Source organism: Nocardia carnea, assembly GCF_029869215.1.
GTDB lineage: Bacteria > Actinomycetota > Actinomycetes > Mycobacteriales > Mycobacteriaceae > Nocardia > Nocardia carnea_B.
Window position 1 is genome coordinate 14,829 of sequence record NZ_JARWPM010000135.1, and the last position, 13,745, is coordinate 28,573.

Sequence of the window (13,745 nt, forward strand, 5' to 3'; positions counted from 1 at the left end):
TCTGTCGTACTGCTGTGCGGATGGTCCACCTTGTCGGGTGCACGCCACCGCCCCCTTTCCAGATACCCCGTCCGGCAAGAAGATCGTAGCAAGATGGTGGGGTCTGCAGACCTGCGTTCTAGAACAGGTTCTTCAACCCCGGAACAACAGCAATCTCTGGCGTATCGCAGGGGATTCGCCGGTGTTACACACTTTCGCGGATTTTTTTTCCGGGTCCGGTGCAGGCGCTCGCGAGCCCTGCTGCCCGGCCGTCACCGGGGCGCGTGAGCCGGCCCATCGGCGACTCACCGGCGCGAGGGCGGGGCTGATTGGCGTAAGGAAAGTGGTATTCGGTACAGTGCGCTATGCACACGGCATTGTGGCGATCCCATGAGTGCCGTATGCACGCGGGTGTAGTTCAATGGTAGAACCTCAGCCTTCCAAGCTGATGGTGCGGGTTCGATTCCCGTCACCCGCTCCGACCGGTTACCGCCCCCACCTGGGGGATACGGGGTGTGGCGCAGCTTGGTAGCGCACCCGCTTTGGGAGCGGGTGGTCGCAGGTTCAAATCCTGTCACCCCGACAGTTCGTACCGATACAGCCGGCGCGAAGCCGGCCTTCTCAACTACGTGAGCGGGATGGCTGCTTGCCGTTGGGTGCCTGCCGCTGCGAGACCTGGGGTGCCGGGCGCTGTTGCGCCGTGGTCCCGGACCGCTGCTGGACGGACGGCGCCGGGCGCTGCCGTGCGGTGGTCGGGCGCGCGGGCTGCGGATCGGGGGTGGGAAGTTCGGCCCGGCGGCCGAATGCCTGGTCGATCAGTTCCGAGGCGGCGCGGGTGACGATCAGCCGCGCGATGGCCAGATCGGTTTCCAGTTTGGTGCGGTCCTTGGGGTTTCGTTCCGACTGTTCATAGGATCGGCCGGCCAGGACGTAGAAGATCTCGGCGGCGTAGCGATCGGCGATCCGGTCGCACTCCGCGCGCATACGTTCGACCAGATGAAAGGTCGCGGCCGCGGGCAGGCCGGCATCGGTGAGCCGGGTGGCCAGATCGCTGCAGCGGGGGTTGGTGACCCGGTAGACGTCGAACGGATCGTCGCTGGCCGCCAGCGCCTGCTGCACGTATTCGGGCAGTTCGTGGACCGGTTCGTCCGCTTCGGACGGCGGCGGGCCGGCGGGTTCGGACCGCCCGGGCGGTTCGGCGGAATTATCGGTGACGCCCAGCACGTCGGCCAGTCCGTCGCCGCGATCCCAGGCGGCCAGCAATTCGCGGATGCCGTTGAGTTTCATCCCGCGTCCCAGCAACCGGCTGATGGTCTGCAGCCGGTTGAGGTGGTCGGAGCCGTAGTAGCCGATCCGGCCGCGGACCTCGGGCGAGGGCAGCAGCCCGCGCTCGTGGTACACGCGGACACTGCGCACGGTGGTCTCGGCGGCCCGCGCCAGCTCGTCGATCGTGTACTCGGATTCGGCAGGCATACCTATAGGAAACCATATTTAGGCCCGTAGATAAACGGTCCATAACCAAACGAACCAATGGACGACGGCTAGAAGATGTGAAAAGAAGATCAACGTCCCGTTACTTAACGGTACGAGGCCTTGCTTCTGCGCCGGTCGGTGCTCTACCGTCGTGATACAGCTGACAGCAGCTGGTTTCCGGGGACTGTTGAGCAGCCCTGACGATCCGCCCGACCAACGGGACACGTATCGGTTCCCCCGGCGTGCCCTCGGCAGTTCCGGAGACGGTGATGAGCACAGTACGAGTACGGTCGTTGAGTGTTGTCCTACCTCGCGCAACGAACCAGGCGCGGGTTCCTTCCAAAGCTTCTTCCGCGTCGGTCAAGTCGACGCAACGTCCGCCGTGTGCGGAGGTGCCGGACAGCTGGGACCTGGATTCCGGCACCCCGGACGCCTGGCATTCTGCAGTACGCACTTGCTATGACTGCCCTCTGTTCGAACAGTGTGCGCGCCTGGCGCAGACCCTCATCGAGCGGGGCGATGGCCCGCGAGCCATGATCTGGGCGGGCATCGCCTACGACAACGCGGGCAATGTCATCGAGAACCTGGACCGGCATCGCACCGTGCCGATCGATCACAAACGACCGATGCGAATCATCCGCAACGGTCCGCGCCCGACGCACGGCGCGGTGGTCTCCGGTGCGCCCAAACGGCATATCGTCCTGGGCCGCCCGCTCCGCCCGACCGAAACCGCTGCTGTCTGACTATGCTGCGGGGGCAAGCGCGGAACTAGTTCTGGTGGTGCGTAGATGACAATCGTGGCGTTGGAGATCGGCACGACCCGGCTCGCTGCGATCGAGATCGCCGACGATGTGGGCCCCGAACAGGTCGAGCAGATACCGGTTCCGCGCCAGGGTGCCTGGGACAAGGTGCGCGCGCTCTTGCTGAAGATCGCCGCGGGGCGGGAGATCGCCGCAGTGGGGATCGCTTCGGGCGGGCCGATCGATATGGCCTCCGGGGTGGTGGCACCCGCGCAGATCCAGGAATGGCAGGCCGGCTTCCCGCTGGTCGAGTCGATCCAGAAGCTGTTTCCCGCCGCGTCCGTCGCGATGGCGCTGGACGGTGTGTGTCTGTCGCTGGCCGAGCGGCATTTCGGTGCGACCCGTGAGGTTATGGATTCGCTGTCGATTCACCTGTCGGAGACGGTGTTCGGGGGGGTGATGGTCGGTGGTTTCGTGGTGGTCGGCCGGACGGGAAACGCGGGGCAGATCGGTCATGTCCTCGTGCCCGGGCACAACGACCCCTGTACTTGCGGGGGGCGTGGCTGCCTGGAATCGGTTGCGGGGGCGCCGGCTTTGACGGCGTGGGCCCGGCAGCAGGGCTGGGGCGGAACTTCCGCGGCCGCGCTCGCGGCGGACGCGCAGGCCGGGGATCGGATAGCCGTGGCGGCGCTGGAACGAGCCGGGACGGCGGTGGGCCGCGCCATCGCCTCGGTGGCCGCGCTGCTGGATATCGATCGGGTCGTCGTCGGGGGGCCCATCGCCACAGCCGGCTCCGCACTCTGGAAACCCCTGCAGAGCGCGGTCGCGATGCATGCGCGGTTGCCCTTTCTGCCCGGCCTGCGGGTGGTTCCCTCCGAGCTGGCGGACCTGGGTCTGCTGGCGGGCGCCGGAGTTATCGCGCTGACCTCGCAGAACGCGTGATCCACGCAGCGCGCGGATCATTCTGATCGGACTCCGGCCCGATCGTTTCCGCCTTTCGGCGTGTTATTCCCGGCACGCGGGAATGCTCGGGCGATTGCCCGGCGTTGACGCTTGCGCCGGTTGCGTTCGTGGCAAACTGGCCGCGGTCCGTTCTCGGCGGTCCATACCCAGGACCGGATATCTGTGCCGGGTGGCATATCGCCGGCGAGTTCACTGTTGAGTGTGCCGCTGTGCAACGGTACATTATCTTCTGCGGACGTTGTCCAGATAGCGACATACGCCGCGAAACGGTTGGACGTACGCGATGAGAGGGCGCAGTGATCCCCTGGGTGACGGTCGAAACTTTGGCGCCGGAAGGGTTCTCCGTCGCGTCGGTCGGGGATACCGCACGGGACTTCGCCGACTGGCGCCGCGTCCTGCAGCGACAGCTCGCACGGACCCCGGCTCTCTACGACGGATTGACCACCCGCGACATCACCGAAGCTTTGCGCACCGCCATCGAGGGCGCCATCGACCTGGATCGCACATTCACGACCCGATCCGGGCCGCACCGGCTGCTGGTCCGCCCGGTATTCGGGCCCGCCGGGGAAGTGCATGCGGTCCGTTGGTGGGCCGGGCCCGTGGCGGGCCCGGTCCCGCCGTTACCCGCGGCGGTGGGTGCGATCTGGGATCTGAACAATCAGACCCTCGCGCAGCCGAGCGGAATCACCGCGCTGTCGGGTATCGCGCCCGAAGAATATGTACCGCGTATGTCGATCGCCGAATTCTTCCATCGGGTAACAGCATTCGACCGGCACGCCGAAGTCCTCGACCTCCTGTACGGTCCCGAGGCCGGCGGCAAGATGCAATTCGAGGTCACGGTGCTGCGCACCGCCGGACGGGCGACTCGCTGGCGGATCTCTATGCGGGCCCGCAACGACGAGCACACCCGTGGTGCCTGGTGGCTTATCGAGGACATCACCTCCGAGTCCATTCCGGCCATCTGGCCGACTCTGGAAAGTGTCGGCCTGCGGGAGGCGCACCGCCGCGCAGGCAACCATCTCGCGGTCGTGCAACTGGGATATACCAGTATCTCCCATTGGCTCACCGATCCGGCGCCATGGATACGCTGGGACTATCTCTTCCGCCCGGTCGATGTCTTCCACCCCGACGATCGCGTCCGGCTGGTAGAGCTCGGTTCCCGGGTCCGCGGCGGGGACAGTGCCGGCGTCACGGTACGAACGTTGAACTACAGCGGCGGCTACACCCCGACCTCTCTGCTGCTCTACCCGTACCCGGGCTTCTCCAACCGGGAGTTGGCCATTGCCCAACTCGTGCGGGTGGCCGACGATATCCCCATGGTCGAACCGGACCCGACGGTTGCGGGCACCCCGCAGAGCCCGATCGGTTACGACGATCAGCTCCGGTTCCGGCTGGCCGGACTGTTACGGCACAGTTCGGTGTCCTGATCCGGACGGCGTCCGAGTCCCCATGCCTGGGAAGATTCTTTCTGTCGGCAGACAGGCCGCTCTCTACCATTCCGAGAGTGAGGACTGGGGCGGCTGGACGCACGGATTCGGGCGAGGCACTGCTTCGCCAGATGGCCGCACGGCGCCGTCGCGACAATATCGTTGTCGTCGTCTTGGCAGTGCTCGCAGTTCTCGGCGGTGGCCATGCTGTCTACAGTTTCTTCGCCCCCGATCCCGCCCCACCGGGAGACGAAGAGATGGTCCGGGTTACGGGGCACGCGAGTTTGGCCGCGTCGTTCGCCCAGGATTTCGTCGTCGCCTACCTGAGTGCCGACGCGAGCGATCAGGATGCGCTGGCCCGCTATGTCGACGGAACACAGCGGATCTCGCTACCGAAAACAGGTGCGCAGGTCAGTGCGCCGCTGGTGGTCTACGTGTCCCGCACCCTCGATGCCGGTACGGTCGAGGTGTGGTCGGTCACGGTATCGGTACAGCTGGGCCGGGCCGCCTCGGGCACCGCCCGGCATTACTACCGGGTTCCGGTCTCGGTGTCCGAGGGCAGTTTGCGCGCACTCACCCTGCCCACCGCGGTGGAACCGCCCGCGGTGGGATCGGATCTGGCGCAGGCGTATTCGGCACCGTGTGGTGAAGAGACGGCATTCGCGCAGGTCGCCACCGGTTTCCTGAGTGCCTATCTCACCGGCGCGGGCGATGTGGCGCGATATGTCACCGTCGATTCCGGAATTTCGGCACTGCGCCCGGCGCCGTTCACCGAGCTCGCCACAGTGACCGTCACCGCCGAGGATTCCGCATGCGGCACCGCGGGTTCCAGTGCACAGGTATTGGCTACGGTCACCCCGAAAGGCGCGTCCGGGACCGCGCCCGCGCTGGCCTACCCGCTCACCATGGTCCGCGGTGAGGGCCAGTGGCAGGTGCGGGCCATCGAGACACTGCCGGCGCTGAAGGAGCCGTTGACCCTCGTCGTACCACCGGAGGAGAACACCGGCCCGGCCACCGGCGGCACAACGGGAGCCCCGACCACCACCGCGGAGATCCCCCCGGCGACCCAGAACTGATACGAGGCGGCAACCATGAGCAATCTCAGCAATATCCTCTACGGCATCCTGGTTTTCGTACGCTGGGCCGGCCTGATCCTCATCACCATCGTCTCGATGGCCGTGCTGATCTCCGAGGCCGCGAAATCCAAACTGTCCCCGGCCAAAATCCTCGGCGTCGCGGGCTCGGCGATTCTGGCCGCCGTACTGTTCTGGATGCTGCCGACGCTGGTGAACTTCGCCCGCGCCGACGCCAACATGATCGTTCCGGACCACCCCGTCGGGGGCGGATATCGGTGACCACGCAGGTGATCAAGGTTTTCACGCCGGTCAAACGCGTCCCCACCATGATCGGCAAGGCCCAAAACGGGCAGAAGCTGCCGTTCGGTCCTTATACCCTGCCCCAAGTGGCGGGTGTCGCCATCGGGCTGATCATCACGGGCGCCGGTGCGATGACCTTGCCGGCGAATCCGGCGATCACCTTCCTGGCCGGGCTGGCGGTCACGGCCGTACTCGGTTTCGCACTCGGTCTCGTGCCGTATACGGGCGTGCGGTTGTTCTCGCGGGTCATCTGGTTCGCCCGACTGATCTTCTACCCCAAACCGGTACTCGCCTCGGGGATGCCGGTGACGCCCGAATCGGCCCGGATCACCATGTTCGTCGAGGAGACCGTGGTGGCGATCCTGCCGCACGAACCCCCGCCGGGGATTTCCCGGAAAAGCCGTAGCCGGCAGGTATCCGCCAGAGGTGGGCAACTGCTCGACCTGATCAACACAACCAGGCGCGTGCGCCCCGTGGAGGTGGTGGACGCACCCGGACCGGTATCCAGCTGGCGGTCGATGATCAGCAACAACGGGGGGCGGTCGGCGAGCGGAGAGGGACGCTGATGGGTTTCAACCGGGATCTACAACCCACCGCCGCGATCCGCGGACATCTGCAGTTCACCCATGCCGGCCTGGTCACGGCCACCTACTTCATCACGCCGCTCGGATACGGGTTACGCAAGGCCGGCGACAAGTTCGATGTCAAACTCGCCCATCACGCTCTGATCAACAACCTGCCCAACGGGTCGTTGCTGCTCGGGATCCAGGCGCGGCAGAACACTCTCGACGTATTGAGCAAAATGGTCGAGGGCGTGGATCTGGACGAATGCGCCGACTACGCCGACGAGGTGTTCGCCTCCTACGAACGGGTCCGCGCCATCGCCCCGCAGACCCGGATCTATCTGCTCTCCATCCCGGTGGGCACCGCGAACACCGGGGGGATCTCCGCGCTTTCCCGGATGTGGCGGGGTAGTACGACGACCATCGATGCGACCGCCATCTCGCGGGCCGAACTGGACGCCTACGAGGAGGAAGCCGGCGAGATCCTGTCCCGGATCGGCGGGGATTTCGATCCGGTGCCGGTCCCCGCCGCGATGTTCCAGTGGCTGTGGGAGCACTATCTGGCGCGCGGTGCGGTCGGTGATCCGGTGGCGCCGACGCGGGCCGGTGCACTCGACGATGCGACCGCGGCCGTTTTCAAATCCGCGGCGCTGGACGAAGGCGCCCGGGCCGATTCCCAGCGTCGGCTGCGCCCTTCGTTCGTTCCGGTGATCAAAGTGGTGCAACCCGATACCGGTTACCGCCCGTCGTACCAGGCGATGCTGACGCCACGGTCGTTCCCCTATTCGGGAATGGTCTTTCCGGGTGGTAGCGAGTTCTTGAACGTGATCGACGGTCTCGGCGGCGCCGTCACCGTCGACTGGGGAATGCGGATCTCCACCAAACCCGCCGATCAGGTGCTCAAGAGCAACGAGGTGAATCTGCGCCGCCTAGGCGAACAGATGGACCAGCGCGACCAGGAGATATCGTTCGCGCAGAACACCCTCATGTCCAAGGCGCAGATGCTGGGCGAATACAACCAGCATTTCGAGGTCAACGGCGGGGAATCGGAGGTGTCCTTCACCACCGTGATCGCGGTGGGCGGACCCTCCCGGGACGAAACCATGGACGCGGTGAATACTCTGCGCCGCCGCTACAAGCGTTTCCAGGTGGAGATGGCTACCCCGGTCGGTGCACAGGTCGATCTGTGGTCGATGCTGGTTCCCGGGAGCCCGCCGCGGCGGGCGTTCGACGATTTCGCCCATATCGTGCCCTCCGATATGTGGGCCGGTTTCGTTCCGTTCACGACCAGCCAGATCGGTGACGACAGCGGTCCGGTGATCGGACTCAACCTGCTGTCCGGGCATTTCGAGCCCATCCATTTCGGGATCATGGAGGCCGCCCTGCACGACCTTTCCGCTTCCTTCGCGGTCACGGGCGAACTCGGCTCGGGTAAATCGTATTTCCTGAAACTCATGGCCGTGCTCGTCCACGATATGGGCGGTCAGTTCCTGGCGATCGACCGAAGCCAGGTGGGCGAGTGGGAGCATTTCGCCTCCGCCATCGACGATGCCGTGGTCATCGATTTGGCGAACCCGTCGGTCTCGCTGGATCCGCTGCGCCTGTTCGATCCGCGGGTCGCCGGGGAGCGGGCACTGGATTCCGTTCTGCCGCTGCTCGATCTGTCGCCCACATCCGGGACGGGCGCGGTGATCAGTAATCTGCTCTCGCCCAAAGGGATCGCCGAGCACCGGATCACCAGCCTGCTGGACCTCTACCGCGTTGTGTGCCGGTTACGGGACGAGCCCGGCGCGCTCGACGAGTACGCGGACTTGGCGTCCCGGCTGGGCACCATCGTCGAACGAGTGCCGGTGCTGTTCGACCCGAATCTGGCACCGATCCGGCTGGATGCCGCCGCCACGGTGGTCCGTAGCCACAAGCTGGCGCTCCCGACCGCCGAGGAACTGACCACCCCGCACCTCTACAATCGGCTGCCGCTGACCAAACGACTGGGCACCGCGCTCTATGAATTGGTGGGTGTGACAGCGCGGGAAGCGTTCCTCTCCGACAACGGGCGTTTCGGGCTGCTCGTCGGCGACGAGGCCCACCATTTCACGCAGACACAGGTCGGTGCTTCGGTGACCTCGGACTTCAGCCGTGACGGCCGGAAACACCTCGCAGCGATCGGCCTGGCCTCCCACGACCCGGCCACCGACTTCCAGGGCGCGGCACACAATCTCATTCCGAATCGGTTCGTCTTCCGGCAGCGGGACGAGACGCTGGCCCGCAACAGCCTGGAGTGGCTGGGCGTGGATCTCGAAGAAGCGCCCTACCTGCTGCAGGCCTTGCGTGAGGAGACTTCACCGCCGGTGGGGGCCGGTCGGCAGGTACCGGAAGAACGCCGCGGTGAGATGTTCATGCGGGACGCATTGAGCCGGATCGGGCGCGGTAAGGTGCTCGGACCGGCACGGGCGGACCGCGCGGAGGCCATCACCAGTACGCCGACCGTGGCGCCCCGGGGCGAGCGACGGGAGCCGGAGACGGTCCGGTGACCGGGTCGCGCCGGCGGGTGGATCGGTTGTGGATGTGTCGAAAAACGAGCTGACGAAGGACAAGAGTAAGAAGAAGCTGTTCCTGCTTCTGCTTGTGGGATTCTTCTGCTGTTGCGGCGGACCCGCGTTCGGGTTGACCGGACTGTCCGGAACATTCGGGGAGATGGGCTCGATGGCGCGTCAGGACTTCGGCATGCAGTGTGATATCGCGCTGGGGCCGGTCTCCGGCAGCAGTACACCGCCGCCGACCGCCACCACAGCCCCGCGTACTACCGCGCCTGCTTCGCTTTCGCCCACCCCTACCGAGAACCCGTACGCGTCGTTGACCTTCGCGGCCGATGATCCGCATGCGACTCCGCGCGATCGGGCGTGCGCGTCGGCGATGCGCGTGGCTCCCCGGCAAGGCGTGGCCCTGAAGCACAGCAGCAGCGGTCCCGCCGCGATGTGTGCCGCGGATCTCGCCCTGCGGTATCCCGAAGCGGGCGGTGCCGCCCTGCCGGCCGACTATCTCCGGGACGTGATCTACAGCGCGTCGGTGGCCGCTTCGTCGGGCCGTTGCGTACCGGGCCGGGCGCCCCGTGCGGTGGCGACGGCGAACTGCGGTGCCGTCCACGGAGCCGTGATCCTGCCGGAAACGATTCGAGAACAGGCATTTTGCGGCCATATCGTGGATCCGGCCGCGATCTCGGCGGGTGACCTGGTGTTCTGGGACTACCGGGACAACGCCGCGACGCGGGCCGGGATAGCGCTGGGCGGCCGTGAGCTGGTGACGGTCGAGGACGGCAAGTTCGTCCGGTCGGCCCTTCCCGGTGCCGGGCACGTACAGATCAAGCGGGTATTGCGGGAGGTGTCGTGACCAGCGCGGAAATCGGGCCGTTCGCATTCGAAACCGAGTTCGACGAGGCGGATGCGGAGGTTGCGCCCGGTTCCGGGTCTGCGCCGCCCGGTGAGCGCAGGCGATGGGGTACCGGTGGCGGGAATGCGAACGCGCCCGGCGCACCGGTAACGCCATCCGGGCCGGGCCCGGCGTCCGGCCCCACCGCGACACCGGTCGCACAGGCCGCGCCCGCCCCGGCTGCTGTCGCGCCGCCGCCCGGTCTCGCGTTACCCGGGCTGCCGACTTTCCCGCTGCCGGGCCTGCCCGGACCGGCGGCCGGTGCTCAGCCGGCACCACCACCACCGGCCGCACCTGCGCCCGCGCCTGCCGCCACCCCGGTGGCCGACAGCCGCGCGGATGCCGAACCCGAGCCGCTGGTGGACCCCGAAATGCTGGCGCGGATGGCGCCCATGGCGATGATGGCGGGCGCGACCCTGTTACCCATGATCGGCTCGGCGCTGTCGGGCCTGACAGGCGGTGGCGGCGCGGCGACCGGTGCCGATACCGGCGCGACGGGAATGTCCCCGGAGGCCGAACGCGCCATGAAGGTGCTGAAACTGCTCGAGGATATGTACGGCGAGGGCGAGCCGAAGGATCCCGAGGTGAAGAAACTGAAGGAGGAGACCGGCGGCGCGGAGGGCGCGAGCGGTGCCGGGCCGGCCATGCTGAAGGCCAGGATGTTGTACAAGGACAACGCCGCGAAAGCCTTCAACAACCTCGATACCCAACTGCTGAAATACATTTCCGGTCTGGCGGGATCGAACAAGGTCGACAAGAACGCGGTGCGCTCGCTGTTGAATCAGGTCAACGCGGCGCTGGCCGAGCTCGGACCGATGGCGTACACGAAGGAAGGTCAGCAGAAGGTTCGTCAGATCCTGACCGTAGCCCTGCAAGCGGCGCACAAGATCGTAGCCGCGGGATCCGCGAACGCCGGTGACGCCGCCTCGGCCATCAACCAGCTGACCAATCAGTACCTGTACAACCTCCTCGGCAAGGAACTGCCCGGCGGAGTGAAGTTCGCGTCCGGTACCGAGAAGGGGGCCGAGGGTGGCTCTCCCCGCGCGCAGTTTGCCGTGAAGACCGCCCTGAACCAGGTCGGCGACCCCTACGTCTGGGGTGCCGAAGGGCCGAACAGTTTCGACTGTTCGGGTCTCATGCAGTACGCGGCGAAGAAGGCGGGGGTGAACATTCCCCGGGTCGCCGACGATCAGTTCAAATCGTTACCGGCGGTGGCGAACAAAGACATCCAGCCGGGTGACCTGATCTTCCCCGAGAGCAGCTACAAGAACGGGGAGATGGGCCACGTGATGATGTATATCGGTGACGGCAAATGTGTGGAGGCTCCGAGCCGGGGCAAGGATGTCCGGGTCACCTCGTTGCCGAGCAGTTTCGCGGCGCGCCGGTGGGCGACCTGACCGGTCGCTGAGCCGGTCGGTATCGGCGGCGGGGCGCCACCGATACCGGACTCACGAATCCCAGGGGTCGAGACCCGCCGTCGGATCGAGATGGTCGAGGTTGGCCAGCCGCATCTGCCACCGGGAGAGGTCGCGCAACGCCGCCTGGTCGTTCGGGTTCCGGCCGAAAGCCTGCGCTGCCCGGTCGAAACCGTTGGCCGCCTCGGTGGCGATCGTCCAGCGGGTATCGCGGCCGACCGCGTTCCACTCGTCGGGGGTGATGGCATTGCGCAGCGCGATATCGGAATCCCAGTGCTGTCGCACCCGATTGACGAATCCCTGGTCGACCACCGCTCCGGCGCGCGGCGCCGGGGTGTGCCGGAGGAAGTTCGACGAGGCCATCGCGGCCTGTGCCGCGAATGCCTGGCGCACCTCGAGCGGATCAGAGGGGCGCATATGGTTCTCGACCGCCCGGGCGGCGGCGACTGCTTTCTGCAGTGGTCCCCAGCCGTACGGGTTGCTCGACATACTCGACTGCATGGCCGCCAGCGCACGCATGCCCTGGTGTGCCCGCGGATGGTCGGCGCCGCCCGCAAGGAGTACGGCGTTCATCCAGGAGCCGGGAACCTTCAGGTCGCCGAGGCCGTCGATCGCGTGCGCGATACCCATGGCGGTGTTCATACCGCCATACGGGGCGGCGCGGGCCTCCGCTCGCATCAGCCAGTTCGCCCGGCCCTGGTGCGACCAGTCGTACATTTCCTCGCGCGCGGCCGCGGTGCGGATATTCGCGAGGTCCGAGCGCTTCTTCCCGAACGCCAAGGGAGCCAGCGGGCCCGGGGTGGCCATCATGAGCCACCCGGTCAGCGGGGAGTTGTTGATCGTACTGAGGGCGGCGAGCATACCCAGGCCGCTCAGCGAACCGCCACCGCCGGATCCGCCGGCGCCGACTCCCATACCCAGCGCTGTGCCGCCTCCCCCGCCACCGCCACCACCGCGGCCACCATTGCCTTGGATGGCCATGGCGAACCGATTGGCCACCCAGTTGTTGCCGCGGTCCAGGCTTTTGCTCAGCCGCCGGATCTGGGCGATGGCCACGATTTCCACCACACAGGCGATGACGATCACCGAGATCACCTGGCCCGGCGCCTGGTCGAACAGATTGCTCATGAACAGGATGTAGATCCCGAGGAAGCAGGTGAAGGCCGTCATCCGGGCCGCGGAGATGAATCCGTCCACGACATTACGAACGAGATAGGTCTGGGTGGGGCCGTAGACGAAGCCGCCCGCGGCGAATCCGAGAATCGCCATGAAGCCGTGATAGATGGTGTCCAGCGCCGCTTTGGTGACCTTCAACGCCAGATAGATCGCGAAGAGCAGCAGCAGCGTGGCGCAGACCAACAGGATCAAACCGGTGCCCACCTGACCCATGGTCGGATTGGCGGCCTTGGCGACCGCGGCCCGGTTGTTGCAGTCCTCCATGGCCTGCCGGACATTCGCGTCGTCTCCCGAGAGCGTGCCCGAAGTCCAGGCGGATTCACAGGAGTAGTAATTGTCCACCACGTGCCCGAAGTTCCACACCTGCACCGGTTTCCGGGCGAAGTTATCGGCCAGATCGTGCTGCATATCGGTGACCAGTGTGATCGGGTTCGGATTTCCGTCGCCGGTGAGGCCGGCGGCCACCGATATGCCGACATTACGTCCCTGGCTCAGCAGACCGTCCGAAGAAAGCACATCGTGCAACGGTTCGGCGAGGAAGATCGGTCCCAGGACCGCCACTCCGAACATGGTGACCACCTGCATGGTCGCCTTGCCCGGAAACCCGCGCACAATGAACCAGGCGACGAAGAACGCGCCGATGGTAACCGCGGTGATCAGCACCATGGGCGTGGCGATCTGCGCGACGAAGGCGTCGGCGACGCCGGTGAGCGCGTCGGCGAACATATCGAGCCAGGTGAAACTCAGGGTGAATCCGATGATCCAGATCGCGGTGGTCACGATGGACATGTAACCCACGAATTCCAGGCTGAGAATTGTCCACAAGATGGTGTTACCGGGATTCAGCAGACTGCCCCGGTCGCTGGCGAAAGTGTAGGTGGCCAGTGGAACACCCTGCGAATCCCGGACATTCATCCAGCTGAGGCCGTCCACCTGGGAAACCCCACTCCCCACCTGGGCGGTGGCGACGACGCCGATAATTCCCGGGAAGACGATCAGAACGAAAAGGATCGCCAGAATCCACAGCAGCCGCCGCCGCCATGCGCGTTCGCGGACCCAGGTCTTGCACCGGGCGACGACCGTGTCCGGATACCACCGCAGGGGATCCCATTCGCGCGGTTCCGTACCGTTCGCTTCGATGCCGTCGGCTTTCGCCGAAGTATTCGCCGGTGTTCGTATGGCCACTGCGCACTCACCGCCGCGCCCG

Annotated in this window: 11 protein-coding genes and 2 tRNA genes; 11 read left to right on the forward strand and 2 right to left on the reverse strand. The window is 66.3% G+C overall.

All coding sequences use genetic code 11. The features are described 5' to 3' along the window. The first annotated feature begins 386 nt into the window (after window positions 1–386). Together QH276_RS08805 and QH276_RS08810 are read left to right on the forward strand one after the other, a co-directional pair. Window positions 387–457 (forward strand) — tRNA-Gly (locus QH276_RS08805). A 31-nt stretch (window positions 458–488) separates the two neighbouring features. Continuing rightward, window positions 489–562 (forward strand) — tRNA-Pro (locus QH276_RS08810). Window positions 563–600: 38 nt separating this feature from the next. Here QH276_RS08810 and QH276_RS08815 read toward each other — a convergent pair. Continuing rightward, entirely contained in the window at window positions 601–1,452 is an 852-nt protein-coding gene (locus tag QH276_RS08815) for a MerR family transcriptional regulator (RefSeq protein WP_280398879.1), read from the reverse strand. A gap of 392 nt (window positions 1,453–1,844) precedes the next feature. Here QH276_RS08815 and QH276_RS08820 point away from each other — a divergent pair, with 392 nt between their 5' ends. The 9 genes from QH276_RS08820 (at window position 1,845) to QH276_RS08860 (ending at window position 11,344) form a co-directional block, all read left to right on the forward strand. After that, the gene (locus tag QH276_RS08820; protein WP_280406689.1) at window positions 1,845–2,195 is read left to right on the forward strand and encodes a hypothetical protein; all 351 of its coding nucleotides are present in this window, start codon (window positions 1,845–1,847) and stop codon (window positions 2,193–2,195) included. Between the two features lie 45 nt (window positions 2,196–2,240). Further along, a complete protein-coding gene (locus QH276_RS08825) occupies window positions 2,241–3,134 on the forward strand; it encodes an ROK family protein (protein ID WP_280398881.1) in 894 nt (297 codons plus the stop codon). Between the two features lie 329 nt (window positions 3,135–3,463). After that, window positions 3,464–4,582 (forward strand): GAF domain-containing protein, encoded by a 1,119-nt coding sequence (locus QH276_RS08830; protein WP_280398882.1) that lies wholly within the window; start codon window positions 3,464–3,466, stop codon window positions 4,580–4,582. Between the two features lie 77 nt (window positions 4,583–4,659). Then, a complete protein-coding gene (locus tag QH276_RS08835) occupies window positions 4,660–5,658 on the forward strand; it encodes a conjugal transfer protein (protein WP_280398883.1) in 999 nt (332 codons plus the stop codon). A gap of 15 nt (window positions 5,659–5,673) precedes the next feature. Beyond that, window positions 5,674–5,937: a hypothetical protein gene (locus tag QH276_RS08840; RefSeq protein WP_068050145.1), complete on the forward strand. Its 264-nt coding sequence runs from the start codon at window positions 5,674–5,676 to the stop codon at window positions 5,935–5,937. After that, window positions 5,934–6,524 (forward strand): hypothetical protein, encoded by a 591-nt coding sequence (locus tag QH276_RS08845; protein WP_280398884.1) that lies wholly within the window; start codon window positions 5,934–5,936, stop codon window positions 6,522–6,524. The genes QH276_RS08840 and QH276_RS08845 overlap by 4 nt, the downstream gene beginning before the upstream one ends. Then, window positions 6,524–9,052, forward strand: coding sequence for an ATP-binding protein (locus QH276_RS08850; protein WP_280398885.1), 2,529 nt, complete (start codon window positions 6,524–6,526; stop codon window positions 9,050–9,052). Before QH276_RS08845 ends, QH276_RS08850 begins: the two co-directional genes overlap by 1 nt. A 28-nt stretch (window positions 9,053–9,080) precedes the next feature. Next, entirely contained in the window at window positions 9,081–9,908 is an 828-nt protein-coding gene (locus tag QH276_RS08855; RefSeq protein WP_280398886.1) for a hypothetical protein, read from the forward strand. Next, window positions 9,905–11,344: a C40 family peptidase gene (locus QH276_RS08860; RefSeq protein WP_280398887.1), complete on the forward strand. Its 1,440-nt coding sequence runs from the start codon at window positions 9,905–9,907 to the stop codon at window positions 11,342–11,344. Before QH276_RS08855 ends, QH276_RS08860 begins: the two co-directional genes overlap by 4 nt. Window positions 11,345–11,395: 51 nt before the next feature. Here QH276_RS08860 and QH276_RS08865 read toward each other — a convergent pair whose 3' ends face one another. Continuing rightward, entirely contained in the window at window positions 11,396–13,723 is a 2,328-nt protein-coding gene (locus tag QH276_RS08865) for a hypothetical protein (RefSeq protein WP_280398888.1), read from the reverse strand. Window positions 13,724–13,745 lie beyond the last annotated feature (22 nt).

Bases quoted from the DNA above. Each gene is read 5' to 3' on its own strand.
- QH276_RS08850 (WP_280398885.1), top strand. From the start codon at position 6,524: ATGGGTTTCAACCGGGATCTACAACCCACCGCCGCGATCCGCGGACAT.
- QH276_RS08815 (WP_280398879.1), bottom strand. From the start codon at position 1,452: ATGCCTGCCGAATCCGAGTACACGATCGACGAGCTGGCGCGGGCCGCC.
- QH276_RS08825 (WP_280398881.1), top strand. From the start codon at position 2,241: ATGACAATCGTGGCGTTGGAGATCGGCACGACCCGGCTCGCTGCGATC.
- QH276_RS08840 (WP_068050145.1), top strand. From the start codon at position 5,674: ATGAGCAATCTCAGCAATATCCTCTACGGCATCCTGGTTTTCGTACGC.